The organism is Sulfurimicrobium lacus, assembly GCF_011764585.1.
GTDB classification, from domain to species: Bacteria; Pseudomonadota; Gammaproteobacteria; order Burkholderiales; family Sulfuricellaceae; genus Sulfurimicrobium; species Sulfurimicrobium lacus.
On the sequence record NZ_AP022853.1, the window covers coordinates 3,385,605 to 3,411,787 of the forward strand.

At 51.7% G+C, this 26,183-nt stretch carries 23 protein-coding genes; 11 read left to right on the forward strand and 12 right to left on the reverse strand.

Annotation, left to right across the window (positions count from 1 at the left end):
- The first annotated feature begins 65 nt into the window (after window positions 1-65).
- The 3 genes from SKTS_RS16480 (at window position 66) to SKTS_RS16490 (ending at window position 3,297) form a co-directional block, all read left to right on the forward strand.
- On the forward strand, window positions 66-719 hold the full coding sequence (locus SKTS_RS16480) for a hypothetical protein (RefSeq protein WP_173067574.1): 654 nt from the start codon (window positions 66-68) through the stop codon (window positions 717-719).
- Window positions 720-946: 227 nt separating this feature from the next.
- Window positions 947-1,390: a pilin gene (locus SKTS_RS16485; RefSeq protein ID WP_173067577.1), complete on the forward strand. Its 444-nt coding sequence runs from the start codon at window positions 947-949 to the stop codon at window positions 1,388-1,390.
- A 62-nt stretch (window positions 1,391-1,452) separates the two neighbouring features.
- Window positions 1,453-3,297 carry a pilus assembly protein PilF gene (locus SKTS_RS16490; protein WP_173067580.1) on the forward strand — a complete coding sequence of 615 codons (1,845 nt, stop codon included), beginning with the start codon at window positions 1,453-1,455 and terminating at the stop codon, window positions 3,295-3,297.
- Here the strand turns inward: SKTS_RS16490 and SKTS_RS16495 are convergent.
- The 4 genes from SKTS_RS16495 to SKTS_RS16510 form a co-directional block, all read right to left on the reverse strand.
- Window positions 3,294-6,206 (reverse strand): tetratricopeptide repeat protein, encoded by a 2,913-nt coding sequence (locus tag SKTS_RS16495; protein ID WP_173067583.1) that lies wholly within the window; start codon window positions 6,204-6,206, stop codon window positions 3,294-3,296. The genes SKTS_RS16490 and SKTS_RS16495 overlap by 4 nt on opposite strands.
- Window positions 6,199-8,109, reverse strand: coding sequence for an O-linked N-acetylglucosamine transferase, SPINDLY family protein (locus SKTS_RS16500; protein ID WP_173067586.1), 1,911 nt, complete (start codon window positions 8,107-8,109; stop codon window positions 6,199-6,201). The genes SKTS_RS16495 and SKTS_RS16500 overlap by 8 nt, the downstream gene beginning before the upstream one ends.
- Window positions 8,110-8,115: 6 nt before the next feature.
- Window positions 8,116-8,874, reverse strand: a complete 759-nt coding sequence (locus tag SKTS_RS16505; RefSeq protein WP_198420382.1) for a class I SAM-dependent methyltransferase — start codon at window positions 8,872-8,874, stop codon at window positions 8,116-8,118.
- A 68-nt stretch (window positions 8,875-8,942) separates the two neighbouring features.
- A complete protein-coding gene (locus SKTS_RS16510) occupies window positions 8,943-9,308 on the reverse strand; it encodes a hypothetical protein (RefSeq protein WP_198420383.1) in 366 nt (121 codons plus the stop codon).
- 83 nt (window positions 9,309-9,391) lie between these two features.
- Between SKTS_RS16510 and SKTS_RS16515 the strand changes: the two genes are divergently transcribed.
- Both SKTS_RS16515 and SKTS_RS16520 read left to right on the forward strand, forming a co-directional pair.
- The gene (locus SKTS_RS16515) at window positions 9,392-10,255 is read left to right on the forward strand and encodes a glycosyltransferase family 2 protein (RefSeq protein ID WP_173067589.1); all 864 of its coding nucleotides are present in this window, start codon (window positions 9,392-9,394) and stop codon (window positions 10,253-10,255) included.
- A complete protein-coding gene (locus SKTS_RS16520; protein ID WP_198420384.1) occupies window positions 10,248-11,459 on the forward strand; it encodes a glycosyltransferase in 1,212 nt (403 codons plus the stop codon). The genes SKTS_RS16515 and SKTS_RS16520 overlap by 8 nt, the downstream gene beginning before the upstream one ends.
- Before the next feature lie 69 nt (window positions 11,460-11,528).
- Here the strand turns inward: SKTS_RS16520 and SKTS_RS16525 are convergent, their stop codons facing one another.
- A complete protein-coding gene (locus SKTS_RS16525) occupies window positions 11,529-11,948 on the reverse strand; it encodes a divergent PAP2 family protein (RefSeq protein WP_173067591.1) in 420 nt (139 codons plus the stop codon).
- A 2-nt stretch (window positions 11,949-11,950) separates the two neighbouring features.
- Window positions 11,951-12,835 (reverse strand): decaprenyl-phosphate phosphoribosyltransferase, encoded by an 885-nt coding sequence (locus SKTS_RS16530; protein ID WP_173067594.1) that lies wholly within the window; start codon window positions 12,833-12,835, stop codon window positions 11,951-11,953.
- Between the two features lie 52 nt (window positions 12,836-12,887).
- Here SKTS_RS16530 and SKTS_RS16535 point away from each other — a divergent pair, with 52 nt between their 5' ends.
- Genes SKTS_RS16535 through SKTS_RS16545 form a run of 3 tightly spaced genes read left to right on the forward strand, consistent with a single transcriptional unit; the run spans window position 12,888 to window position 15,338 of the window.
- Window positions 12,888-13,289, forward strand: coding sequence for a GtrA family protein (locus tag SKTS_RS16535; RefSeq protein WP_198420385.1), 402 nt, complete (start codon window positions 12,888-12,890; stop codon window positions 13,287-13,289).
- Window positions 13,286-14,584 (forward strand): FAD-binding oxidoreductase, encoded by a 1,299-nt coding sequence (locus SKTS_RS16540; protein ID WP_173067607.1) that lies wholly within the window; start codon window positions 13,286-13,288, stop codon window positions 14,582-14,584. The genes SKTS_RS16535 and SKTS_RS16540 overlap by 4 nt, the downstream gene beginning before the upstream one ends.
- A gap of 1 nt (window position 14,585) precedes the next feature.
- Window positions 14,586-15,338 carry an SDR family NAD(P)-dependent oxidoreductase gene (locus tag SKTS_RS16545; RefSeq protein WP_173067612.1) on the forward strand — a complete coding sequence of 251 codons (753 nt, stop codon included), beginning with the start codon at window positions 14,586-14,588 and terminating at the stop codon, window positions 15,336-15,338.
- A 21-nt stretch (window positions 15,339-15,359) separates the two neighbouring features.
- On the opposite strand, the gene SKTS_RS16550 is transcribed toward SKTS_RS16545, so the two are convergent.
- Window positions 15,360-16,967 (reverse strand): hypothetical protein, encoded by a 1,608-nt coding sequence (locus SKTS_RS16550; RefSeq protein ID WP_173067617.1) that lies wholly within the window; start codon window positions 16,965-16,967, stop codon window positions 15,360-15,362.
- A gap of 222 nt (window positions 16,968-17,189) precedes the next feature.
- Here SKTS_RS16550 and SKTS_RS16555 point away from each other — a divergent pair, with 222 nt between their 5' ends.
- Together SKTS_RS16555 and SKTS_RS16560 are read left to right on the forward strand one after the other, a co-directional pair.
- Complete coding sequence (locus tag SKTS_RS16555) at window positions 17,190-17,930, forward strand: class I SAM-dependent methyltransferase (RefSeq protein WP_173067620.1); 741 nt, start codon at window positions 17,190-17,192, stop codon at window positions 17,928-17,930.
- Window positions 17,930-18,979: a glycosyltransferase family 2 protein gene (locus tag SKTS_RS16560; protein WP_173067623.1), complete on the forward strand. Its 1,050-nt coding sequence runs from the start codon at window positions 17,930-17,932 to the stop codon at window positions 18,977-18,979. Before SKTS_RS16555 ends, SKTS_RS16560 begins: the two co-directional genes overlap by 1 nt.
- 10 nt (window positions 18,980-18,989) lie before the next feature.
- Here the strand turns inward: SKTS_RS16560 and SKTS_RS16565 are convergent, their stop codons facing one another.
- The 3 genes from SKTS_RS16565 to SKTS_RS16575 all read right to left on the reverse strand — a co-directional run bounded on the left by SKTS_RS16565 (window position 18,990) and on the right by SKTS_RS16575 (window position 22,657).
- A complete protein-coding gene (locus SKTS_RS16565; RefSeq protein WP_173067627.1) occupies window positions 18,990-20,285 on the reverse strand; it encodes a glycosyltransferase WbsX family protein in 1,296 nt (431 codons plus the stop codon).
- A 28-nt stretch (window positions 20,286-20,313) separates the two neighbouring features.
- Window positions 20,314-21,165 (reverse strand): class I SAM-dependent methyltransferase, encoded by an 852-nt coding sequence (locus SKTS_RS16570; RefSeq protein WP_173067630.1) that lies wholly within the window; start codon window positions 21,163-21,165, stop codon window positions 20,314-20,316.
- A 76-nt stretch (window positions 21,166-21,241) separates the two neighbouring features.
- The gene (locus SKTS_RS16575; RefSeq protein ID WP_173067633.1) at window positions 21,242-22,657 is read right to left on the reverse strand and encodes a twitch domain-containing radical SAM protein; all 1,416 of its coding nucleotides are present in this window, start codon (window positions 22,655-22,657) and stop codon (window positions 21,242-21,244) included.
- Window positions 22,658-22,900: 243 nt separating this feature from the next.
- On the opposite strand from SKTS_RS16575, the gene SKTS_RS16580 reads away from it, so the two are divergent.
- A complete protein-coding gene (locus tag SKTS_RS16580) occupies window positions 22,901-23,938 on the forward strand; it encodes a DUF4915 domain-containing protein (RefSeq protein ID WP_173067636.1) in 1,038 nt (345 codons plus the stop codon).
- 174 nt (window positions 23,939-24,112) lie between these two features.
- On the opposite strand, the gene SKTS_RS16585 is transcribed toward SKTS_RS16580, so the two are convergent.
- Window positions 24,113-25,342, reverse strand: coding sequence for an ABC transporter ATP-binding protein (locus SKTS_RS16585; RefSeq protein ID WP_173067639.1), 1,230 nt, complete (start codon window positions 25,340-25,342; stop codon window positions 24,113-24,115).
- A complete protein-coding gene (locus tag SKTS_RS16590) occupies window positions 25,332-26,141 on the reverse strand; it encodes an ABC transporter permease (protein WP_173069377.1) in 810 nt (269 codons plus the stop codon). The genes SKTS_RS16585 and SKTS_RS16590 overlap by 11 nt, the downstream gene beginning before the upstream one ends.
- Between the last annotated feature and the right edge of the window lie 42 nt (window positions 26,142-26,183).

The window sequence follows — 26,183 nt, forward strand, 5'->3', positions numbered from 1 at the left end:
ACACGGGCCGGGGTGAGCCGAGCATAGCGCACTCACCCGGCTCGTGTTTTTAATCGCCCCCGTCCATGTCTGAAGAAAAAAACCTCTGCGTCGTCCATGAAGCCATCATCGGCGCCTTCGGCCTGCCGCCCGGCAAGCTTTACGTCAGCATCAAGGGCGACCCCAGCCTGCGCGAAACCGTGCCCCTGCGCCCGCGCCAGGAAAGCCGCATTGACCGCAGCGCCGACCAGGTGCTTGAAACCTGCGGCTGGCTGCTGCGCAAAACCGGCTGCTACGGTATCTACATCGGCTTTAACAGCAGCGAAGTGCGCACCGAATCGGTGTTTAACCCTTTCAATTATGAAATCCACGACGCCGAAACCCTGATCCAGGACGGCTACAAAGAGCGTCACTTCGTCAAGGTGCCCTACCAGAAGAAGATGAAAATCATCCGCAAGGTCAGGGACTCCGTGCAAACCGGCCCCCTGCGCGCATACCTGCCACCCCACTGGCAAATCCTGATGGACCGGCAGCGCAAGGAGTGGCAGCCCATGGACAAGAAGGACATTGAGCGAATCATGCAGTCTTTCAACAAGCTGCGCGAAATAGAGGGCTTCTATTTGCGCAATGCCGCAGTTTCGCTGGCGCAGGGACTGGTACGCGCCACCTTCAACTGCGATGGGACTTATATCGTGGCGGCGGAATTTTTTCCCCAGTTCGTTAGGGACATTACGCCGTAGGACTCAGCGGGTTCTGATGTGACGCAAAGCGTCACATCCTGACCAGATAGGCGGGCGATTTGGGCGAACCTACCAAGGGCTGTTGATTTGCCACATGCAAGAACAGTGAATTAAGCAGAAAAGTGCGTCGCAAGCAATTAAATTCAGGCTGGCACGCATTATGCTAACATCACGGACAAACACCTTACGTGTTTTGCTAGTTTCAACAACTCATGAGGAGAAGTACCATGAAACGTGTACAACAAGGCTTTACATTGATCGAACTGATGATCGTTATCGCGATTATCGGCATTCTGGCCGCCGTCGCATTGCCGGCCTATCAGGATTACACCGTCCGCGCGAAAGTTAGTGAAGGCATTTTGGCGGCCTCTTCGGCACGTACCGCTGTCGCAGAAACCTATGCAAACGCCGGCAAAATGCTGGTGTCCGCCAGCTCCATGGGCGTCCAAAGCCAAAGCTCGAAATACGTGTCTAGCGTAGACTGGGTAGGCGACAACGCTGACGCCGGCACTGTGACCGTAACGCTGTCGAACGATGCCGGCCTTGCCGCGGCAACTGGCAAAACGCTCCTGATCACAGCATCGGGCACTTCCACAACGGGTGCGGTTGCATTTACCTGCAAAAAAGGCACCATCGACGCGAAGTATCTGCCAGGCTCCTGCAAGAATTAACCTGTACGCCAGATGCTCAGAAACCCCGGGGCTTTGCCTTGGGGTTTTTTTTTGGATAAATTGTGACCCATTCATTGTTAATTCTCCGTCAAATTTCCGCTTGGATTACCATCCTCGCCTTGACGCTTACCGTCATGCTGCCTGGCCTGCATGGCGAATTTATTTTTGACGACAACCCCAATATTGTCGACAACAGTGCCATTCAGCTTGAAACCTTAAATTTAGACTCGCTTCACGCCAGCATTTCAGGCCCGACGGCGGGCCCTTTGGGTCGCCCAATCAGCGTTATTAGCTTCGCTCTTACCTATTATTTCTTTGGCCTTGACCCGTTCGCATTCAAGGCAATCAATCTCGCCATACACGCCATCAACGGGCTACTTGTTGCTTGGCTCGTAAAGTTACTGCTGCGCGTATCACCCGGCATTCAAGCCTCGGAAAAAACGATCGTCTGGCTGCCAATCTGGGTCGCAGCCGCGTGGCTGATTCACCCCATTAACGTCATAACCGTGATGCTCGCCGTGCAGCGCATGGCCCTGCTGTCCGGAATGTTCTTGCTACTGGCGCTTATCTGCCAATTGAAAGCCATGTCGATGCCACAGGGAGAGAAAAAATCCTGGGCGTGGGTTGCCGCAGGCTGGTTGCTGTTTTGGCCGCTATCAATATTAAGCAAGGAAACGGGGTTGCTTTTCCCGCTTTATAGCCTTGCCATCATGTTACTGCTCCGATCACCCTCTGTTACGACTCTTCGACGCCCATCATGGGCGATCCCGGCATCGCTTTTATCGCTTCCAATCATAGCAATCACCATGCTGATCATTCTTGGCGGGAACTGGCTTGAAAGCGCTTACGCAATGCGCCCATTCACACTGAGCGAGCGCCTTCTGACCGAAGCACGCGTGCTTTGGTTTTACGCCGCACAAATTATCACGCCCAACTATGCGTCATTTGGACTCTACCTTGACGACTTTTCTTTATCGACAGGGATTCTCCAGCCGCCCACAACACTGCTCTCGGTCATCGGATGGGGTGCGACCATTCTGGGGATCTGGCTCTTCCGGAACCGCCAGCCATTATTGTGTTTTGGGGTAGCATGGTTTCTCGTGGGGCACAGCCTCGAATCAACCTTTCTGCCACTTGAAATTGCCCAGGAGTACAGGAACTACATTCCATCTATTGGACTAGTCTTTGCAGTTGGCCACTTGGGCTTGGCAACCCTGCAAAAGCTGGACTCCGATTATCGCCCTTTGACAATTCGCATGCTGGCGGTTACTTCCATATTGGTTCTTGCATTATTTACTTGGCTACGGGCGGGCCAGATGGGAAACCCATTACTTGGAACCCAGATGGAAGCGACGCGCCACCCACAATCCGCGCGGGCCAATCACGCTGCGGCACTCGCGCTGATCAAGGCTGGTTATGGCGGCGCAAGCGACCCTATTGCTGGAAATAATATACGGTTTTATTTGCAGCAATCGGAAATGGCAGACCCATCATTCAAATTCGGCTACCTTGGCCTGATCGTCTGGTCATGCGGGTCAGGAAGACCTGTAGAGAAACAATGGCTCGACGGCTTATCGGACCGCCTCGAACATACTCCGTTTGCGCCGAAGGATTATGCGCTGCCAGACCTTCTTTTCAAACCTTTGATCAGCATGCCGAAGTGCTTAAGCAGGGAAGATGCGACGAAGCTGTTTGTAGCGGGAGCGAATAATCCAAGTATCCGCAAGTCGCTGCGGGCGCGCTTCCTTGAAACAGCGGCCGACTATGAATTGCTGGCATCCGCCGACCCTCATGCGGCGCAGGGTTATTTAGAAATGGCACTAGCACTCTCGCCAGACAACCCTGAACTGAGGCGAAAATTAGAAAGCTTTGATTTCCTGAAACCACACAAAAATAAAGCCCCTTAACTCACCTCTGTCGCCTGCGTTCCAATCTCCTTGACCTTCTGCCGCCACATATTTCTTAACGCTTCTTCCAAGTTCCGCGCAAAAAGTGGTGCGTCAAAGAGTGGCGATGCCAGCACTTTTTTGCGCAATTCCAAACGCAGACGCGCCAAACATTCAAGATCCACGGCGTGAGTCAACGCCCGGGCTACGTAACTCTCCTTATCGTAAGCTATCCAATCCCCCAATCCGGCGCAAGCCAGCAGACTGGCACCTTGGCGGGCGAGCAAAGTGTCCCCGGCAAGCGTTATCGTTGGCACCCCCATCCATAAAGCCTCGCAAGTAGTCGTACCGCCAGGATAAGGGAAGGTATCCAGAATGATATCGACATCAGCATGTGCCGCCAGGTAATCCGTCCTGGGAACCGCTCCCTGAATCGTTACACGCATGGGATCAATCCCCACTTGGGCCAACCGTTGGAGCAATTGATCACGGACAGCCGGTGAGCGCACTTCGTTGTTTTGAAGCCGCAGCCTGGCTTGAGGTAACGCAGAGAAAATCCGTCCCCACAATGCGAGAACGTCATCATTGATCTTGCTCGTCCTCTGGAAACAGCCAAAAGTGACATAGCCATTGCGCGTGGCCGGCAAGGGCGTCGGCTCAGAATTTGCGCCTGTTGTTGGAGCAGTAAAACATAGGCGGGTATCCGGCAGATACCACACCGTCTCGGTAAAGTGACGGCGGTGAGATTCCGGAACCGATATGGGATCCGCCAACAGGTAGTCCATCCCGGGCACTCCAGTGCTGGCGAAATAGCCCAGCCAACTCACTTGCACTGGGGCTGGTTTCCAGGCAAAAATCGGCAGGCGATTCTTGGCTGTGTGTCCTGCCAGGTCGATAAGAATATGAAGGCCATCGCTGTGAATTTTTCTGGCAGCGACTTCGTCGCTCAGCCCCACAATGGGAGACCATGCGTTAAACCGGGATTTGATGCGCGCAGTAAGTTCGTCCTCTTCAGGCTGTGTAGGATATGCCACCAATTCCACTCGGTCTGGATTCAAGTGCGAAAGAATGCTTTCCAAAAAGAAACCTACTGGATGACGCCTCAAGTCTCCTGATACAAAACCAACCCGCAACGGCCGCGCATCGACATCAATCGGATTGACCAACCAGCGTGAATAGGGCTTAGCCCGAGCCAACACTTTACTTCCATAAAGCCGGGCCTCAGCCAAATACTGATCTGGCGAACACCCAGAATAGAAACTCAAGCTAAACAGCAGGTTGCCGCGGACCTGCGGATGTTCTGGGTTAAGTGACAGAGCGTGACGATAGCACGCAATCGCCTCGTCCAGATCACCTTGCGCCTGAAGAGTGTGCCCCAGATTGTTATGTGCTTCGACATAATCCGGTCTGAGCGATATTGCCCGGTGATAACTCTGAATCGCCTCATCCTGCCTGCCTTGTTCCTGGAGTGCGTTCCCCAGGTTATTGTGAGTCTCGGCCATATTTGGCGTGAGAACGATCGCGCGCTGGTAGCACTCGATCGCCTCATTCAATTTGCCTTGCACCTGAAGTGCATGACCCAAATTCGCATGGGATATAGCCAGATCTGGCTTTAGCGAGAGGACATGCCGATAATGCCAGACCGCCTCGTCCCACTTGCCCTGGAGACGGAGCGCATAGCCCAGATATTCATGCACAACAACGCTATCCGGATTCTGCGACAATAACTGTCGGTATCGCGCGATCTCCTCGTCCAGCCTGCCTTGCTCCTGAAGCAACCCAATGAGGTTACGATACGCCTCGGGGAAATCCGGCTTGAGCGATAGCGTCTTGTGGTAACTTTCAACCGCCTCGTCCAGTTTGCCTTGTTCCTGGAGGGCATATCCCAGGTTATTATGTATTTCGGGAAAATCTGGCTTTAACAGAAGCGCTTGGCGATACTGTTCGATCGCCTCGTCCAACTTGCCCTGCCTGTGAAGGGTGTGCCCAAGGTTGCCACGTACCGCAGGATCGTTCGGCTTAAGCGAGAGCGCATGACGATAATGGTCAACTGCCTCATCCAGTTTGCCTTGCGCCTGAAGAACACTTATCAGGTTAAAGTGAGCCTCCGCAAATTGCGGTTGCAGTGTTAGCGCATGACGATAATTATCAACTGCGTCGTCTAGCCTATCTTGCGCCTGAAGCGCACTCCCAAGATTGTTATAGACCTCAGCGTAATCCGGCTGAAGGGTTAGTGCATGGCGATAATGCGCAATCGCATCATCTAGTTTCCCTTGGGCCTGAAATACATGCCCAAGATTGCAGTGTGCCTCAACATGTTCCGGCTGAAGGGACAATGTTTTCAAAAAACAGTCGATTGCCTGGTCACGTTTTGTGTCTTTGACATATAGCGTTCCGAGATAATAGTGAAACTCTGCGTTATCTGGATTAAGCGCGACGCCTTTTCTGATTATGTCCTCGGCTTGTTGATATTGCCCGTTCTGGAAGAGCGCATAAAATAACTCACCATAAACCATCTCAAAACCAGGCTTGAGTTCAATGGCCTTGCTGAAATTTACTATCGCCCCGTTCAGATTGCCTTGTTCCTGCAGGACAGTCGCTAGCAGGTAGTATGCGTCTTCCATCTCCTGGTTTATTGAAATGGCCTGCTTGAGGTAATGCTCCGCTTCCGCGAAAAGCTTCTGTTCCTTTGATACAAACCCCAGGTTGAGGAAACTTTCGGCATCACCGGGATTGATCGCAACTGCCCGCCGGTAACATTCTGCCGCCTCTTCGATCTGGCCTTGGGCGAGATACGCATTGCCCTGTTTTTTATGGACAGCGCTCTCATTCTGCAAGCCGCGCGCCGACGAATCATTGCTTGGTCCCGCCGCAGGCGCATCAGCTGATTTTTCAGGTGCGGGCAAAACCTTCTTGAGCCAGTTAAACATTATGTTCCCACGAATTAAGTGCATGGGAATGCTGCCACATGCCGTGCAGCGCATCTTCCAGATGCTGCGCAAAACGGCGCGCGTCAAAGAGAGGCGAGGCGAGTATCTGCTCGCGCAAGCCTGAGCGCAGTTGCGCCAACCGGCTGACGTCGGCCGCGTGGAACAAGGCACGCGCAACGTATTCCTCCTCGTTGCTGGCGATCCATTCCTCCAGCCCCGCGCAAGCCAACATGCTCGCGCCTTGACGAGCAAGCATGGTATTTCCGGCAAGCGTCAGTGTGGGCACACCCATCCACAAGGCTTCGCAGGTAGTCGTCCCGCCAGGATATGGAAAAGTGTCGAGGATAATATCCACTTCAGCGTGCGCCGCCAGATAATTCTCCCTAGGCATTGGACCTTCTATGACCACCCTGTGCTGGGCAATCCCAGCTTGAGCAAGGCGGCGCAGCATTTGCTCGCATGCGGCCGGGCAATCCATTTGCTTGCTTTGCAGCCGCAGCCGGGCCTGAGGCAAGGAGTGGAAAATCCTTGCCCATAAGCCCAGCACTTCATCATTGATCTTGCTCACATTCTGGAAGCAGCCAAATGTGATAAAACCCTTTCGCACAGACGGAGGAAGCATCGGAGTCAGCGCAGCACTCGACTCGGGCGGCGTGAAACACAAGCGGGTATCCGGCAAATACCACACCGTTTCTGTGAACTGCTCCCGCTGAGACTCTGGTACCGATATGGGATCTGCCAGCAGATAATCCATGCCGGGCACCCCGGTACTGGCGAAATAGCCCAGCCAGTTCACTTGTACAGGAGCAGGCTTCCACGCGAATACCGGCAAGCGGTGGTGGGTCGTATGCCCTGCAAGATCAACGAGAATATGGATACCATCCGAGTGGATTTTCTGCGCTGCGGCTTCGTCATTCAGTCCGGCGACAGAGTTCCAGGCGGAGAAATAAGGCTTGATGCGTGAGGTAAGATCATCTTCCTGCGGCTGCGTGGGATAGGCCACCAGTTCGATCCGGGAAGGATTCAAATGCGCGAGAATGCTTTCCAGAAAATATCCTACCGGGTGGCCCATCAGGTCACCGGAAACCAAACCAACCCGTAAGCGTCGGCCGTTTGTTGGGCAAGCAGGCCAGCTTGCGTAAGGCTTGGCTTGAGACAGCACTTCACTGCCATAGTGCTTGGCATCCGCAAGGTATTGGGCGGGTGAATTTCGAGGATAATAATTTTGAAGAAAAAGCAGGCTGCTCTTTGATCCGACCGCGACAGACTCGGAGTCAAGCGACACGGCCTTCCGATAACAGTCTATGGCCTCATCTATTTTGCCCTGCTCGATGAATGCCTTCCCCATATTTGAGTACACGACAGCATATTCCGGATCAACTGACAGCGATTTCCTGTAGCAAGCGATCGCCTTGTCAAACTTCTTCTCGTGAACGTAAAGGTTCCCCAGGTAACAGTGGAACTCGGCTGATTCCGGATTAAGAGAAAGCCCTTGTTTAATGACGCTCTTGGCGCTTTCATTTTGTCCGCTTTCAAAAAGCACCTGACACAAGTCACGGTAAACAATCTCAAAGTCTGGTTTGAGCTCAAGGGTTTTATTGTAATTTTCAGCAGCACCAGCCAGATTTCCACGTTCCTGTGAAAGCGCGCCTAACAGGTAGAATGCATCCTCCAGTTCTGGATTTATTAGAACCGCCTGCTTGAGACAAGCTTCTGCCTCAGCATAAAGCCCCTGTTCCTTTAGAACAAAACCTAAGTTGAGGAAACCTTCGGCATACTGTGGATTGACAGCAACCGCTTGCCGGTAACATTCCGCAGCGTCTTGCAATCGACCCTGGGCCAAAAACTCATTCCCGCGCTTCTTGCAAGCCACACTTTCAGTATTCAACGGATCAGTTTGCATCAACGATTATTGGCTAAGCTCGGATGGGATTACGTCAGACAGATTGAAAAGGGCCATGGCATCGTCGGTTGGCTTACTCTTGAACGCAAAGGCTGATATTTCGAGATTCCCTACGCGGACGAATACCACTGGGAACCCAGCGTTGAGCAGACACACTTCTAGTGATTTTTGCGTGAAACCCGTCTTATGTGCGAAGAAATCGCAACCGCTCCTCTCGATCTGTTCGCCGTAACCATAAATGACATCGCAGACCGTTATTGGCCCGCAGGGTGCCTGGTACAGAAAATCATCTATGTCCAGACCGCGTTGAACCACAATTTGCATCAATTCACCCACATCCGGCACCCGTATATAGGCAAAACCATCATCTTTCAGGACATGAAGGAAACCAGCCAGCACCTTCTTGACGTCATGTCGATAGTAATGTTCCAGATTATGTGAACAATAAACGGAATCGTAATCGGCTTCGGGCAAACTCGTCAGATCCCGAGCATCACATACAACATCCGGCAAGCCTTTCGGGTCGATGTCCAACAAAATATGTTCCCAACCATCATATGGCGCAGGAATCGGAATATCCTTGTTATTGCCGCCCACGTTCAGTACTTTCAATTTTTCTGCGGAGGAAATGTCACGACCGCCCGTTGAGTCCTCAGGGAAATTTTGTTGGAGATCGTGATCAATCGCACTGGGCTGACCAACATTCCCTCGTTTGATGGATTTATCGAAAAACATCTCTTTAATCAGGCTAAAAAGCACACTCATCGCCAACCTCTTTCAGGCCTATGTTCCAAGTCAAGGGAGAAAACCACATCGAGTGGCCACTGAAAGCATCAGCATTTCAGCATCAACTCCTTGGTAAAGTGATCCACGAATTCGTCCGCATATCCCGCATCTTTTAATGCCCATTTAAAAGCATTCCCCATCTGTGCTTTCTTGTAGATATTCAGCTTGTGCTCAAGTTTGAATCGAGCCATCTGCTGAAACATCTTGTTTACCACTTCCTGTTGTTTTTTGGCTGTAGGCTTGTTTTTGCCACCGGCGTCGCCCGGTGGAATTCTTTCAATATAAAAACGAGCCAGGGATGCGCCAAATTCCTTGGCCCCACTTGCATTAAACCAACTTAAAACCATTCCGCTTCTCCTGCTGAATTTGATATCCAACATTACATTAACATTTAATCCTCGTTCAAGTAACATACATCCTCCTGTGTGCCCCCCCAAGCGCGGAAACACACTTAACTCAACGAGAAAAAACCAATAATATTCTTCTGGATGTCGATGTGAAACAAGAACTATTGAGTTTGATTCTCCCCGCGCGCAACGAAGTTGAAAGTTTACGTTGCTTGATACCGACACTCGTGGCAACTTTTCCGGACAGTGAAATTATCATAGTCAACGATGGCTCGGACGATGACACGCTGGCTTTATGCGCACAATTTCCCGTGCGAGTTGTCAGCCACCCTTACCCCAAAGGCAATGGGGCGGCGGTAAAATCCGGCACACGCGCCGCGAGAGGAGATGTGCTGATTTTCATGGATGCCGACGGCCAGCACCAACCGGAGGATATCCCTCGCCTTTTGGAGAAATTCGCCGAGGGTTACGACATGGTGGTGGGCGCGCGTCAAGCCGGCTCGCAAGCAGGTGCTCATCGAGCGGTGGCGAACGACGTTTTCAGCCGTCTTGCGACCTGGATGGTTGGGCGGCAAGTAGAAGATCTTACCTCGGGTTTTCGAGTGGTGAAGGCCGACAAATTCCGCAAATTCCTTTATTTGCTGCCAAATGGCTTTTCCTACCCGACCACCATCACTATGAGCTTTTTCCGGGCCGGCTTCAGCGTGGCTTATCTGCCCATCCATACGCCTCGACGCACCACAGGGAAAAGCCATATCCAGCCGACGCGAGATGGTTTGCGCTTCCTCCTGATTATCTTCAAGATCGGAACACTGTATTCACCCCTAAAATTATTTTTGCCGATCAGCCTGGCCTTTTTTTTCTCGGGCTTGGGCTATTATCTATTCACGTTCGTTACAGAGCATCGCTTTACCAACATGAGCGCGCTGCTATTAACCTCTTCCATGCTGATATTCCTGATCGGGCTAATTTCAGAGCAGATCACCATGCTGATCTACAAAGACAGTGATTAGCAACAAAACCACACCACAAAGAAGAAAGCTGCTGGTACTTACATCGACCTTTCCCCGCTGGGAGGGGGACAATGAACCACCCTTTGTGTTTGAACTTTGCCGGCGCCTTAGTGCGAATTTCGATGTTCTAGTGATGGCACCGCATACTCCGGGTGCAAAAACACGCGAGACGATGAGCGGGTTGACGGTGGTGCGTTTTCGTTATTTTTTCGAGTGGGGCGAAACGCTAGCCTATCAGGGGGGAATTCTAGCCAATCTTCGCAGCAACCGACTCCGTTACCTGCTTGTCCCCTTATTCATTATTAGTCAGTTGATTGTCCTGATGCGGTTGTCCGCCCGGGAAAAACCCGACATCGTGCATGCTCACTGGCTGATCCCACAAGGCTTGGTTGCTGTCGCAGCCGGACTGTTTTCCCGCCGCCGCACCGCGCTGCTCTGTACCGCCCACGGTAGCGATCTGTACAGCTTGCGGGGGCAGCTACTTTCAGCGCTTAAGCGCGCTGTGATGCTCCGATCAGACAGGGTAACCGTGGTTAGCGGCGCCATGAAGAGCTACGCGATTTCCCTTGGCGCTGAACCGGATAGCATTTCGGTCATCTCCATGGGTGTGGATATGGCAGATACCTTCACTCCCGCCACGCACACGATGCGCCGCAATAATGAATTGCTTTTCGTAGGCAAGCTCACCGCGCAGAAAGGCATAGAGTCGCTTGTGAGAGCCATGCCTCGAATAGTTAAAACCCATCCCGACACCATACTTTCTATTGCAGGGAAGGGCCCCGATGAGAAATCCCTGCGCGCACTGGCCGAAGCTCTGGAGATAGCAAAGAACGTAAATTTTCTTGGCGCCATCCCCAACGAGAAGCTACCCGAACTCTACCGTCGGGCGACAGCTTTAGTGTTTCCCTCCACGACCGAGGAAGGTTTTGGCTTGGTATGCGTAGAGGCGATGGCTTGCGAATGCCCAGTAATAGCTTCTGATCTGCCTGCCGTGCGGGAAATCCTTCAGGATGGTGAAACCGGGCTGCTATTTAAGCCAAATGACAGCGACAAACTTGCCGCCAAGATACTTACCCTGCTGGCTGAACCAGCATTACGTCAAAGCATGGGGCGAGCCGCGAGAGATTCTGTATCACAACGATTTGACTGGAAAGTTACCGTCCAGCGTTATGATGATCTGCTAAATGGCCTATTGACGAGCTGACCCTGCACTTTTGCGACAAACGTAGAATCAAAGCAGTCTGACGAACAACACATGCGAGGTCGGCCCGCATCATCCGCCCAGAACAATACGTATGGCGGCCGCCACGCCAATGCCAACCAGGATACCGGCAACGATCTCGGTGCGGGTGTGCCCCATGCGTTCCCGCAGCCTCTCTCGGGCGTTAGATGATGCCACCAGACTGTTAATCGCAACAGCATGCTCGCCCACTTGCCGACGCAGGCCGCTCGCATCCAGCACGACAACAAACGCCAAGGTGAGCGCCACGCCAAAAGCGGGGTGACCGACGCCCTCCTTTAACGCAATGAGTGCCGCCATGCTGCTCACGATAGCGCTGTGATTGCTTGGCAGGCCGCCATATCCTATCAATCCAAATGCCAGTTGCTTTCCCTTAATACTGTTGATCAGAAATTTCATCATGCCGGCTACGAGCCAAGCGAGAAAGGGGGTGAGTGCGTACGAGAAATCCATAGTCACCCCTGCACCGGTCTAAGCGCCCAGCCACAGGCCACTACCCAGATAACAATCGTCAACAGCAACTGCCAGTCAGCCAGCAGTGCATCTGTTGGAGATTCACCCTCACCCATTTCCTCAACCACATACCAGTACCGAAACAGGCCAAACAGTACGAGTGGAACCGTGACAACCAACTGAGGCTTGGTCGACATCACGAACATGCTATAGAAAATTAGCGCACCGGTGGCGGACATTTCCGCGTAATGATTTACTAACGAAACCGAGTATTGTTCAAGCACTTTTCGGCCCTCAGTACCGCTCTGGATCAGTTCCTGTCGACGCTTCAGAGCTGCAAGATAAAGTGCCAGGCACAGCGTTGTCACAAACATCCAACCTGACACCGGCACGGCCAGGGCTACCGCGCCGGCATAGACACGCAGGACGAAGCTAATCGCGATGGTAAAAATATCCACTACTGGTTGGTTCTTCAGCGCAAAGGTGTAAGCGACGTTCAGTGCCATATAGGCAGCGATGACAAGCACTACCTTAGGGGCAACGAACCAGCCCCAGACCAGGAGGCCATAGAATACGACCAACAGGCCCAACGCCATGGGTATCGAAACGATGCCAGAGGCTAGTGGACGGGTTTTGGACTTTTTAGGGTGGCGACGATCTTGATCGACGTCATGGATATCATTAACGATGTAGGTTGCCGACGACCCCAGGCAGAAAAGCAGGAAAGCCAAGCATGCATGGCCGACCGCTCCCAGGTTAAGATACTCGCCAGCGAATACCAAGGGCGCCAAAACAAAACTATTCTTGACCCACTGCTTGGGGCGCATCAGCGCGAGCAGTCCACGTACTTGAGATAGAGGCGAACGTATTATCACGTTATCATGCATGCAACTTGGTCTTTTTTGTTATTTGAACCTCAGTTTATATTCAAAAGTCTTAGTGAAGCTAGCAATTACATATGCAATTCTGGCATTTATCGCGACGGTGGCGAATATCGGCGTCCAGGACCTCTTTATTCGCGGCTACAGCGGCGCATTTGATGTCCTGTTCTCGATGGCAGCAGGCACCGGGATCGGACTCGTCGTCAAGTACATCCTCGACAAACGCTATATCTTTCAATTTCGCGCCGACAATGCTATCCATGACGGACAGACCTTCACTCTGTACGCACTAACGGGACTTGCGACCACTGTTGTGTTCTGGGGATTCGAGTTGAGCTTCCATCACGTCTTCGAAACGAAAGAGATGCGCTACTTCGGTGGCATGATCGGCCTAGCAATCGGCTACGTGACGAAATACCACCTCGATAAGCGTTACGTCTTCCGCACCGGGGGCGCATGAGGCTGGTTTCCTCTTGGGGACGTCTGAGCGCATGCCCGCATGATGTGCTTGTTCTGAACGACCGCAGTAAGGTTTCCAATGTACTGGCCGGACACCATCCCGGCATCGCCCACGGCATGGGCCGGAGCTATGGCGACGTCTGTCTGAACCCTGAAGGCGTCCTCTGGAACACCACGGGACTCGATCGCTTTATCCGGTTTGATGAAAACACAGGCCGGCTGACATGTGAAGCTGGTGTCCTGCTGCGTGATGTTCAACGACTGGTGATTCCTCGTGGCTGGATACTGCCGGTCACACCCGGGACCCAGCTAGTAACCGTGGGGGGAGCCATTGCCAACGATGTGCACGGCAAGAATCACCATGTACATGGCACCTTCGGCGATCACGTGAAACTGATCAAGCTTGTGCGCACCGATGGGGAAATCATCGAGTGCGGCCCACAACTGCGATCCGAATGGTTCGCCGCGACAGTCGGAGGACTGGGACTGACGGGCGTGATTGTGGAAGTAGAAATTCAGTTGAACCGGGCCGCCGGCCCTTGGCTAGAGACCGAGACGATCCCCTATGCCAATCTGGACGAATTCTTCCAATTGGCAGACGACTCAGAAGCCGAATGGGAGCACACCGTGTCCTGGATTGACTGCGTCTCGCGGCGAGGGGGGCGCGGCCTTTTCATGCGGGGAACCCCCCGTGGCGACTTTGATCGCCTTGAGCCCCAGGGCCACAAATTGACCATGCCATTGCTACCGCGAATCTCTCTAGTTAATCGACTATCACTGCCGCCAATCAACATGGCCTATTTTTATTTCAAAAAGTGGCAGGCTGGCCGCACCGTCACGCATTACGAACCGTTCTTTTATCCGCTCGATAACCTGCTAGAGTGGAACCGAATGTACGGCCCCAAGGGATTCTTCCAGTACCAGAGTGTAGTGCCTCGTGAGTTCGGCAAGGACGCGCTCCAGGCCATGCTGGAGCAAATCGCGCGCTCTGGCGATGGCTCTTTCCTCGCTGTTCTGAAGACATTCGGCAACCGCCCGTCTGTGGGGATGATGAGCTTCCCTCGGCCCGGGGTAACCCTGGCGCTGGACTTCCCCAACAAGGGGGCACGAACACTCAAGCTGTTCGAACGATTGGATGCCATCGTGCGCGAAGCCCGCGGGCGCATTTACCTCGCCAAGGATGCTCGCATGCCGCGTGATCTTTTCGAATCAGGGTATCCGCGTCTCAACGAGTTTTTAAAATACCGCGACCCAGAAATCGGTTCACAGCTATCACGCCGTTTAATGGGGGCCTAACGTGGAAAATAAGAAAAGAATCGTCATTATCGGCGCCACTTCGGCAATTGCCGAGCACTGCGCCCGGCTCTGGGTCCAAGGCACAACAGTGGAACTCACGTTGGTAGGGCGTGACGCAACTCGAACCGAGCGCGTAGCGGCAGATCTGCGTGTAAGAAGCCCACAATCGAATATTCGCGTAGTGCAGGCCGAATTCCTTGATCCGATTGCCATACAAACGGTGGTAGACGCCATCGCTGGGCATGGCGCAGTCGACGCCGTTTTGATTGCCCACGGCTCATTGCCAGAGCAGAGCCTTTGCCAAGCTGATCTCACTACATGCCATGAAGCATTGGACATCAATGGCATTTCACCTGTGCTCTACGCCGAAGCCTTTGCCAAACACATGGCTAAAACAGGCCACGGCACGCTGGCGCTGATCGGTTCCGTCGCAGGTGACAGGGGGCGCAAATCAAACTACGTGTATGGCGCGGCGAAAGGAATGGTTACGCGATACGCGCAAGGTCTGCAACACCGTTTTGCAGGCACTGCCGTCAAGATTGTGCTGATCAAACCGGGGCCAACGGATACTCCGATGACGGCACACCTGAAAAATCAGGGCGCGAAATTGGCGCCGGTCGAGGATGTTGCAAAAAAGATTGTGGATGCGGTGGAGCGAGGTCAGGCGGTTGTCTACGTCCCAGGAAAATGGAAACTCATTATGTGGGTGATTAGACACATTCCCGCAGTCATTTTTAATAAAACAAATTTATAAACACTCTTGTGAATTGCCTGCTTATTTGGACTTCGAGACCACCTCTGGCAATGGAAGGGCGAAAACTTGCACCCCGAAACTCCGGAACTCGGGCAACTCTATAAATGAATTCGCGTTTGCCTTCCGGATCGCTTGTATCGCATTACGCATCTCATTTGTACTAACCAACAAGACCCCCTGCCCATCCGCCTCTCGGCCCATTTTTGCGAGCATTTCCGCATTCACATTTCCGGGAATGGTCTTCACATTTGCGCCAGTCAAATGATGTAACAACATAGGCTTGCCATCAAAATATATAGTTTGGCTTGGATAACTTTTTTTCAGCAATTTGAAAAAGTCGTGAAACGCCTGAAATCCGGGGTTCGCTGTAAAATTGTTGTAATGCACTCCTTCAGACGCCAGAAACATGGGCTCTCCATTTTCAAGCCAGGAACGTAGCGTTTCTTTATACACTGTCAGGCCATATCCAGCCTGGAAGACAACCCATATCGCTATAGGCAGAAGCACCATCTTGTATTTTTCACTTCTGCCGAGATGTCCCACAATTCCAAGTCCAAACAAGAGCAGGAAAGGAAAAGCGACACTCACCAAACGTGTGTCAATTGGATCAAACGCTTTCCATGTACTCAGAAAAACCAGCGCGCCCAAATATGAAACCAGCCAGACCAAGGGCAGAGTAATCGCGCCTATTTCATACCTATTCTCGACATAAGACCGCTGTTCGGCCTTCCTTATTCTAAAAACATAAATAGCTGCGACTACGCTCCCTCCAATTAGCGTGACAAACTGCAACGCATCAAAGTGAAGAAGATGCAAGCCAAACACTTTTCCTAATGCGTGCAAGTTCATCCAGAAAGACTGGTCCGAGAGCGCGCGTTGTACTCCGGAAATGGATCCGGTGAGAAGATAATTCCTGACAAAAAGTGGCAACATGGAAAGTAGCATGAGAAGAGACATGCCGACCACGTACCTCCCCCTCTTGCCTTTTTCCATGCTCAAATAGATTGTCCACAGCAATGGGGGTGCGAAAACAAGGCCGATATACCGTGTATAGCAAGCAGCGATAAGCGCCAGCACGGCGAAAACAGCGGATACCTGCGCCCTACCCAACTTTACGTCACGCTGCGAAGCAAAATAACCGTGAGCAGCCAATGCATAGGCCAGCAGCACGAGCGGGACAAACAAGACTTCGCTCCATGCATATGTATACACGGCAAAAACTGGAACCTGCAACATGAGGAACAGGCTTGCCAAAATACCGCCAAACACCCCAACAATTTGGGTCGCCAATACAGCAAAAATCAACACCGACAAAGCAAAGAGCAATATCCCAAGATATTTTGCGGCCATTTCCGGGTCGGCGTCAGTTCCCATAACGCTAGACAATACAACAGGGTATAGAGGTGGCCAGGATGTCATCGGCTTATAAGGGGCGGCCACATCCAAGTCAAAATTAGTTTCAACGACGCCCAATCCTTGTGAAATATGTTGTGCTACATTTAGGTAATACAACGAGTCTGGCGATGTCGCCGCACCTTTCGGTGTTAGCGTCCATTGAAATATCACCGCCACAATAACAAGCAGGCAAATAAGCACATATTTGGTTACATTGGATGCTCTATTTAACATAAAACCTTTTAAAATGCTGTCTTGACTAAGAAGTGAGCAACTATATGACAACCGCAGTAATTCAAACAGTCAGTTGGTCAGAATAATCTAAGGCCGGTACCGGCCTGGTGATTTCTTGGTTTTCCACGACTTTGTCATCGATGGCATGGCACTTCTTTCCCCTTGTCATCCCATGTACAGGTGCGGACTATCATCAGACTCCCCCATAATTCGAGAGTATCCATGATTCACCTGCCCCTAAAAATCCGAAGAGACCCTGTTGGCTTCATCCGCCGAGCATTGTACAAGACCCTGATCGCCCCACTAAAATACCGTACCCAGAACGGTTACGATGCAGCCCGGTACTGGCGTGACCGTCTCACGAGATACGGCATGTCACTGAAAGGGGTGGGAGACGAGGGGCTGTCGGAGCAGGATAACCGCGAGATGTACGAAAATGCAGCAGAGACCTTCCTGAACGTGTGCCGGCAAGAAGGCGTCAACTTTACGTCAGCCCGAGTACTGGAAATCGGCTGTGGTAATGGCTTCTATACCCGGCTACTCCAAGAGCATGGCGTCAAGCGCTACTTGGGCTTGGATATCACCGATGCACTATTCCCTGACTTGGCAAGGAGCTTCCCCAGCTTCCAGTTCATCCGCTGCGACATAACAAACGACCCAATCGATGGAAAGTTTGACTTGATACTAATGATCGACGTGATTGAGCACATTGTCGGGGAAGAGAAACTCAATTTTGCGATAGCCAACGTACAAAACTGCTTGGCAGAAAACGGCCGGTTTCTGGTCGCTCCGGTCGCCAACCAAGGGAAACGCTCACTGTTCTACGTCCGGTTCTGGTCGATCGAGGACATCAAGCGAAAGCTTACTAATTGCCTGTTTGGCAAACCGATCCCGTTCCGCTACAGCCACCTCCTGGTCGCAAGAAAGCCTCCTAAACCCATGGATAAAACCGGTGCGCATTGATGGAGCATCGAGTAAATGCGCCGTCACAAGGAACAAAGGAACCCATCTGCTCAGTCTGCATCGCCAACTACAATGGGGCAGAAGTTATCGCAGATTGTCTGAATTCAGTCTTTGCTCAGGACTGCAATTTCCCCTTCGAAGTCATCGTCCACGACGACGCTTCCACCGATGGTTCTATCGACATCGTTCTCACCCACTACCCAAGTGCTACACTCATCGCCAGCGAAAAAAACGTGGGATTCTGTATTAGCAATAATCGCATGGCAGCTCACGCCCGCGGGGAATATATCCTCCTGCTCAACAACGATGCAGCGCTACTTCCGGACGCGCTAAGCACACTAAAAAAGGATGCGGAAAGGATTGGCGGGCCGGCCATCCTCGGACTTCCCCAGTACAATTATGAAACAGGCGATTTGCTCGATATTGGTAGCTTATGTGACCCTTTCCTGAATCCAATTCCCAATCTTGATGCGTCAAGGCGTGATGTAGCCATGGTCTCAGGTGCATGCCTTTGGCTTCCCCATACGCTGTGGGATGAGCTGGGAGGCTTCCCCGACTGGTTTGGATCTTTAGCCGAAGATTTGTATCTGTGCTCACTGGCTCGCCTCAATGGTCATTCCGTGCAGACATTAGCGACCTCGGGCTTCCGACATCACGTAGGAAAAGTCTTGGGGGGTGGAAAAGTAACAGGAGAAAACCGGCTTGTTACCTCCATAAAACGGCGCGCCCTATCCGAGCGCAACAAAAGTTTTGTCATGGCGTTGGTCTACCCAACCCCGCTGTTCCAACTGATTATTCCCCTGCACCTTATTCTACTTGTACTTGAGGGTGCGACTTTGGCACTGATTAAGCGGGATCAGGCCTTATTTCATGACATCTACTGGAACTGCATCAAAGCACTTTGGCAGGAGCGAACCAAGCTCTTTCACCTGAGACATGGCATCCAAGCTAAGAGGGCGATTGGAACAAGGGCGTTTTTTTCCGTTTTTAAGTGCCTCCCCCATAAATTGAGGATGTTGCACCGTCATGGACTTCCACACCTGAAATAATGCCCTGCATTCAGCGAACACCGTTAAATACCCACCTAACAAACCTCCGGATGCGAGGAAATCTTTTCAGCAAACCAACCAGTCGACCGACAAAAACTGCAAAGTGATAGGAAACCACCCATCTCAAGTCGCGAAATAATGTCCGTTTTTGACCATCACCAACCGACGGTAAGGCAGCTTTGGAGAACCCTTGTAGTTGGGTCATCCCATTCTTTGCACGCAATGTGGCTTCGAGGAACTGGCGCTGATACTTGCGGTCGGGCTCCAGATGGCACCCTTCTGCCCACTCGTTCCAGGCGTTGATAAAAACGAAACGCTCCTGCCCGGGGAAACGATTCATCGTTTCTCTCAGCGTCTGTGCCAACCAATATTCATAATTACCCGGCGTGCTGTCGCGCACAATTACTCCGCGATTACCTGTTCGAGCTGTATTGTCCCATGAAGGGAACACGCCTTTGAAAACATTGTCGTGCCGATATTTCCGTTCCAAGTAGGCCCGTGCAATTTCCTGATATTGCGCGACGTAACCACGGAAAGGTTCATGAAACATAATCTGGTCCGCGACATTCCGGCACTGTATGTTGTGGGGTGGAAACTCGACCCCACTGTCGAACCCAAACTGACTGTAATCCTCATTTCCATGAGTCAGCGCCGCGCAGAGATGGATCTCGCCTATACCTATTGACCGGCAATAAGCCCGCCATATTGCAGCCGTCTTTCTGGCATCAGGCAAGTGTTGCGGCCGGTAGATAATCAGGAAGGGGATTCCGCTGATCCTGATGTAGCGAGAGTCGGAAAAAAACGGAATCAGGCTCTTGATAAAATTCAGATCGTCGTCGGGCTGGTATCGCTGTGCAATCAGTATTTCATGCTCGGCGGCGTCCCAGCGCCGTGTCCAGTTTTCGTTCGCCCAGCACAGACAGAATGGCATATCACTCTCTGAGTCACTGAGCATGTCGTCCAAAGGTTGATTGAGCAATCGGGTGCCGGAAAACCAGTAATAATGATAGCAAAACCCGTCTATGCCGAATTGCTTAGCCAGTCGTATCTGGTCATGGCGCGTAGCGCGCACACGGAGATCATAGAACCCGAAATCCGTCGGTAGGTGTGGCTGGTCATGGCCCTCAAAGAGCGGCTTCGCCTTCGTAACATTTATCCATTCCGTGAAGCCCTTTCCCCACCATGCATCATTTTCAGGGATTGGATGGAACTGGGTGAGATAGAAAGCAATCAGGCGCGGGCGGATTGAATGGCTGCCGGTGTCCGTCTGCCCATCAGCATTTTCGGGTGTTGTGGAATCGTTCATGATAGTCAATTCAATGCAATATCCCATTTCAAAACCGGAACCCGATCTGTTCGAGCATTTGGGCAATTCTCTTCCGGGTGCGCAGGCTAAGAAAGGAAAGCACAAACCCCAGCAACCTGCTACCTCCGGCACCAATGCTAAAAGAGTCCACGGTTGGCGTGGGAATGGGCAATAACTCGAGTTGTAGACTCTTGCCGGGAGCAGAGTGAGGCACTGCCTTTACCACGACTTGATAAATCGTTCCGAATCTATTGGAAGCGAAAGCCTGTCTGGTACTGGTTGAGAGTTGACGCCATCTGTTAGCGAATTCCGTCTGTTCGGGCGCTTTTACCACGAAGTCGGCCTCGACGATCTTGAACCCTGCATCGTTGAACAGTCTTTGAATGTTCTTTATGCCAAAGAAGCGAATGTGGGTCTTGTCGAGCAACCCCCATGGCTGATATTCAAAGTCTCCAGTCAGAAGGCAGGCAACGAGGGCGTTGTGGCCCGCGTGGGGCAGCGAAATGACTACACGGCCATCATCTGCAAGTAGCGATTTCAAACTGCTCAGTGTAGTCCATGGATCATACAAATGTTCCAGCACATCCCCGGCAACAATCACATCGAACTTTTCAGAACCAGAAAACCTTGCAGGCCACGCCGGATCGTTCAGATCGCAGGGAAAAACTTTCTCGCAAAATTCAGTGACGATTTCGATGGCCTTCAAATCAAGTTCGAGGGCGGTAACTCGACATTGATTCTCCTTCAACAAACGAGTGATCGACCCCGGTCCTGAACCCAGTTCCAAAACCCGCTTATCGGCACCTACCATGCGTATCACCTTGGCGGCGGCAGTGTTGGGATTCACTTTGTATTCGTATTTATGGCGCTGATTTGTCATATTTATTGAATGCAACCTTATCTATCCTGCAATTATCCCGATGATGCGGACTCGAATGCACAGCACGTCGCCGGCTTTACCCTTTCGCCTGGGCATGAAGCGTTTCATCCGTCCATTCGATGCCGTCCTCGGCCATCAAGGAGATCGTTTCTCCATAGAGGTCCTTGAATCGCTTTTGTCTCGAACTGTCGAGGTCATTCGTGAAAAGCATGAATTTCCTGATCAGATCCAGGTCGATGCTGTCGCCCTTTTCCTCAAGCTCTCGTGCCAGCGTTTCGGCCATCTGGCGATGGGCATGAACCCGCGTAGAGCCGGCATACACCCTTAGTCGATCTATGGCGACACGCCGCGCCTTCGGCGGGAGCACCGAAGCGGCAAGAAAGCGCGGAGACCCAAGCGTATTGAAAATCAGCCTGAGTTTCCGGTCGTCACAGAAGCGGAATACATCAGTAATATTTAGCGCATTGTAGATATGAAATGTAGGCAGGACATACCGCCTCACATTCTTCATCTCGGCATATTTGTCCAAGTGCTTAAGAATATCTGCCCACTTTCCAGGATAGCGGATGTATTCAAAATACTCGCCAATCCCGTCGATGCTGATCGAGAACGAAATTTTCCAAAATTCGGCTATTTTACTGAACAAGGACGGATCGAAGATTGTTCCATTCGTCGTCAGATTGAGAGCCACACGGTCCGGCATGCCCTTGCTGGCAATGTGGTAGATGACGGGCGCGAGTTGCCGTGCGACCATTGGTTCTCCGCCGATAATCTGAAGACCGGTGATGTACTCCGGGTGCTCCAGAAGCTCTCCGATCAGAAAATCGTGGTCTTCATACCAGGGAAGTTTCGAAGGGAATCGACTACGCACAAGGCAGTCTTCAATATCGCTTGGCTTTGGGCTAGCGGTGCCATCACCTCCAGAGCACTTCCCACCATGGAAGCCGACTTTTTCCCAGAATCTATGGACGGGGTCGGCTGCTATCCTCGAGCTGTATTGGCTAAAGCAGGTTCGACACTTCAGATTGCAGACATTGCCCAAGTCCAACTGGTAGTCACGGGGCAATGAGTGACTGTGAAACGAGTCCCTCTCAGTGGCCGACTTTAATTGACGGATGGACTTCCCTTCCATCAGGAAGATGTCGTTGGCCTCCATTCGCTTGCTACTGCCGCCACGTTCCTCGACCTCCCAGCATTTGCGGCACCCCTCCACCTTTGCGCCCGACACCATCGCGCGGCGAATGGTCCGCATGTCCGCAGAGTTCCAGATGTCGACAAGAGAATGTTCATAGACAGTCAACGGGTTGCCGTGGACATCCTTCAAATGCGGCCCTTGGCAGCAAAGCTGGACAGATCCGTCAATTTTCAGGTTGAGGTGTTTCCAAGGAAGGACGCAAAGCGAATGCTCATCGTGCCGTGCAGCGCGGATTGCAGGGAACCTCCGTTGAAGCATGCTGATAGCACGAAATAAATAGCTTCTCAGAAGGGACATTGGTTGTCTTTCAGCAAACTGGGATTGATGCGGCGAGTACTGAACTGAGTTCGAGCACGCGCTTACCGACGCTTACCATATGTACCACCTTGGTGTGGGGCTCACCTTATATTCGTATTTTCGACTTTGATTTGTCATGTTCAATGAATGTAACCTTTCCAATCCCGAACTAGTCGGAGCATGCTTCAGGCGCTCTTAATGATAAACTAATATAATTATCTAACACTAACCCATTACTCAAAAATGCAAGAGCCATTCACTCAGGACATGTTACTCGCCACATCACCCAATGCAGGCGGTACTTCCTTGATTGCACTTGGTACAGCAACAGTTATCGACCAGGAAGATACCACTGGGATATGGATTTCAGAAGGGGGGTTATTCCGCAACGTTATTGCAAGCATTCCAGACGACGAAACCCCACATAAGAGAACCATGCAATTGCAGTCCTTCTCCTCCGTGTCCGGGAAAAAGGTTCTGATGGAAGATGAACAATTCGATTTTCACGACATTTTATATCATGAAAACCGGTTATATCTGGTTTCCACTGGGACAAATGAAGTTATCACCCTCACGAAGGAGGGCGCAGAAATAAAACGCTACTCATATCCCGGTCACAATGACTCGTGGCACATTAACTGTTTGGGGATTTGGGATGGAAGGGTGGTTGTATCAGCATTCGGGGAATTCGACTCGATGCGCGGCTATAAGCATAACAGCACTCATCGAGGTTTCATTATGGACCTTGAAAGTGGTCAGAAATTATGGGAGGGTCTCTCTCAGCCCCACACACCAGTGCAGCGTAGCGACAAATATTACGTTTGCAACTCAGAATCCAAACAAGTGCTGATTAAGGATCGCTCTGGCAATGTCCAATGCCTCCAATTTGATAGTTATACGCGCGGTCTCGCGTTTGGTAAGGAGTTCATGTACGTTGGCCTAAGTCAATCAAGAAACGTGGAACATGCCACTGATGGTCCATCAACAGCGCGCATTGTTGCGGTAAACATTTTGACTAACCAGATTTGTGGGGAAATTTCCCTTCCGTACCTCGAAATCTACGATGTCCGGATTGTCCAGAATGAACATTATTTCGTGCTACCGATGATGTTAGGACTTAATGGAGAAGATCTCAGAAAGAGGTTGCATGAGTGCTCCTGCAAAGCAGCAGGACTAGCAGCGGGACTCAATCGAATAAAATCCCACATCATTACAGGGAGTATTATTCGCCTCGTGAGCCGACTAAAAAAGGACAACACATTCGCCAATCCTTCCTGTTAATGTCAACTATAGTCCTTCGATGTTTTTGATCTCTAATGTAAGGTACATAAGTGCCAGCAGCGCGTACACGCAGGAGCATTAGCAGAAGCGCAAGAAAAAGCTCCTGACGAAGGATGAAGAAACATTCATTCACACCACTCGAATTCTGCTTAAGAGATTCTGGCACTTGCTGTTCTAATAATGCACCCCGCATAGCACCCATTCCGGTTTTAGATCAAGCAACCGCGGAGGTCGGTCAAATTCACGCGAATCCGCTATTACAAGAAAAGGGCATAGCCCCTCGCCTGCAAACACAATCCTGAAAGTCTTGTCCCGTATCACAAAACGGATGAAATATCGACCAGGCGCCAATGGAAACTGATCCAGCAGGTATTCTACAAGGTGCTCACCCGGCTCTAGTCGGATCGGAACACCTAGTTCGGCTGTCGTTGACGAACTCAGAAATTGCATATCTACGGCTTGGGTTCCTACAATAAGCTCGGGCTGAGTCAACGACACAAACAGCCTGAACCGAATTCTGACTCGCAAAGGATCGCCGGGACATATCTCCTGAATTTCCTGTCCATTTGAATCCATAATATTGATATTGAGCAATTCAACCTCGCCAGAGCTGTCAATCTTTGCTCGAGACCAACTCGCAGCAGATGAATTTTCGAGTTTTATTTCCTCATTTGCCTTTTCACAATACAACTGGCAGACATCGTGTGCTGGCCCGTCGGCCATGATTTTTCCGCTCTGCAGGAAAATCGCCCGCGAACAAAATCTTTCTACTTGCCGGAGATCATGACTTACCAAGAGAACTACGCGCTGCCTGTCTGACAGCAGTTGACCAAGTCGTTCAAAGCATTTCCTCTGAAATGCCATATCGCCAACGGCGAGCGCCTCGTCCACGACGAGAATATCAGGATCCACGTGAATAGCTGTCGCAAATGCCAAGCGCACAAACATACCGCTGGAATAGGTTCTTACAGGCTGATCGAGAAATTCACCAATATCTGCAAAAGCGGCGATGTCGGCAAAACGAGAATCCATTTCCTCTTTGCTCAGACCCAAGATAGTCCCTTGAAAATAGACATTCTCGCGCCCTGTGAACTCGGGATTGAATCCCGCCCCCAACTCGAGTAGTGCCGAAATGCGCCCATTAACCTCCACCGCCCCCACGGTCGGCTTGAGAATGCCGCAAATGAGCTGCAGCAGAGTGCTTTTACCCGAACCGTTACGACCGATGATACCAACCGTTTCTCCCCTCTTGATTTCAAAGGAAACGTCCTGCAAGGCAGTAAATTCCCGGTGAAAGCGAACCCGGCCAAAGGTAAGCGCCTGCTTGATGCGGTCGCCGGGGTGGCCGAAGATTCGGTATTTTTTTGTGAGGTTTTTGACCGAGATGGCGATATCAGAGGACATCTGCAAATTCCTCGCGGCTGTGCTGAAAGAAGGCATAGCCGAGAATGGCGGTAGCCAAACCCATGGCCAGAGCAGTAACCCAGGGAGCCCAAGGAATCGACGCTCCCACGGCGGCAGCCCGTCCAGCCTCTATCACCGCACCGAGCGGATTATGCAAATAAATGGGGCGCAACACTTCGGGCACAGAACTAACCGGGTAGAACACAGGTGACATAAACATCAGCATCTGCACAAATAGCGGCACGATCTGCGTCATGTCCTTGATGAACACTCCCCAGGCGGCGAGGAACCAGGAAAAGCCTAGAGCGAGCAGGAGGATGGGAATGAGCAGAAAGGGGAAAAGCAACACCTGTCCATGCAGGTTTCCAGTCCAAGCCAGCGCCCCCAGCAAAATGGCGAAATTGAATGCGCCATGAACCAGCCCTGCACCGAGGGGAACCAGGGGCAAAATATCCACCGGGAAGATGATTTTTTTTACATAGCTGGGGTAGCTGCGCACCGCGGAGGGCGCGCGGGAAACAGCTTCGGCAAAAATATTGAATGCGATCAGGCCGCTATACAGGATCAACCAGAAGGGCAGACCCTCCTGCTGCTGGGGCCAGCGCGCCTGGAAAACTTGACCGAACACAAAGGCGAAAATGCCCAGCATCAATAGTGGGCTGAGAAAAATCCATAACACGCCGAACATTGCGCCCCGATATCGCAACAGGACATCGCGCTTGATCAACTGCCCGAGGAGGTAGCGGTTGACATAAAGCGCGGCGACGATTCGGAAAGGGTTGAAATTACCTGCTGCCATGCTCAATCAAAGTAAGGCGATCTAATCGCGAGATGTTGCGCC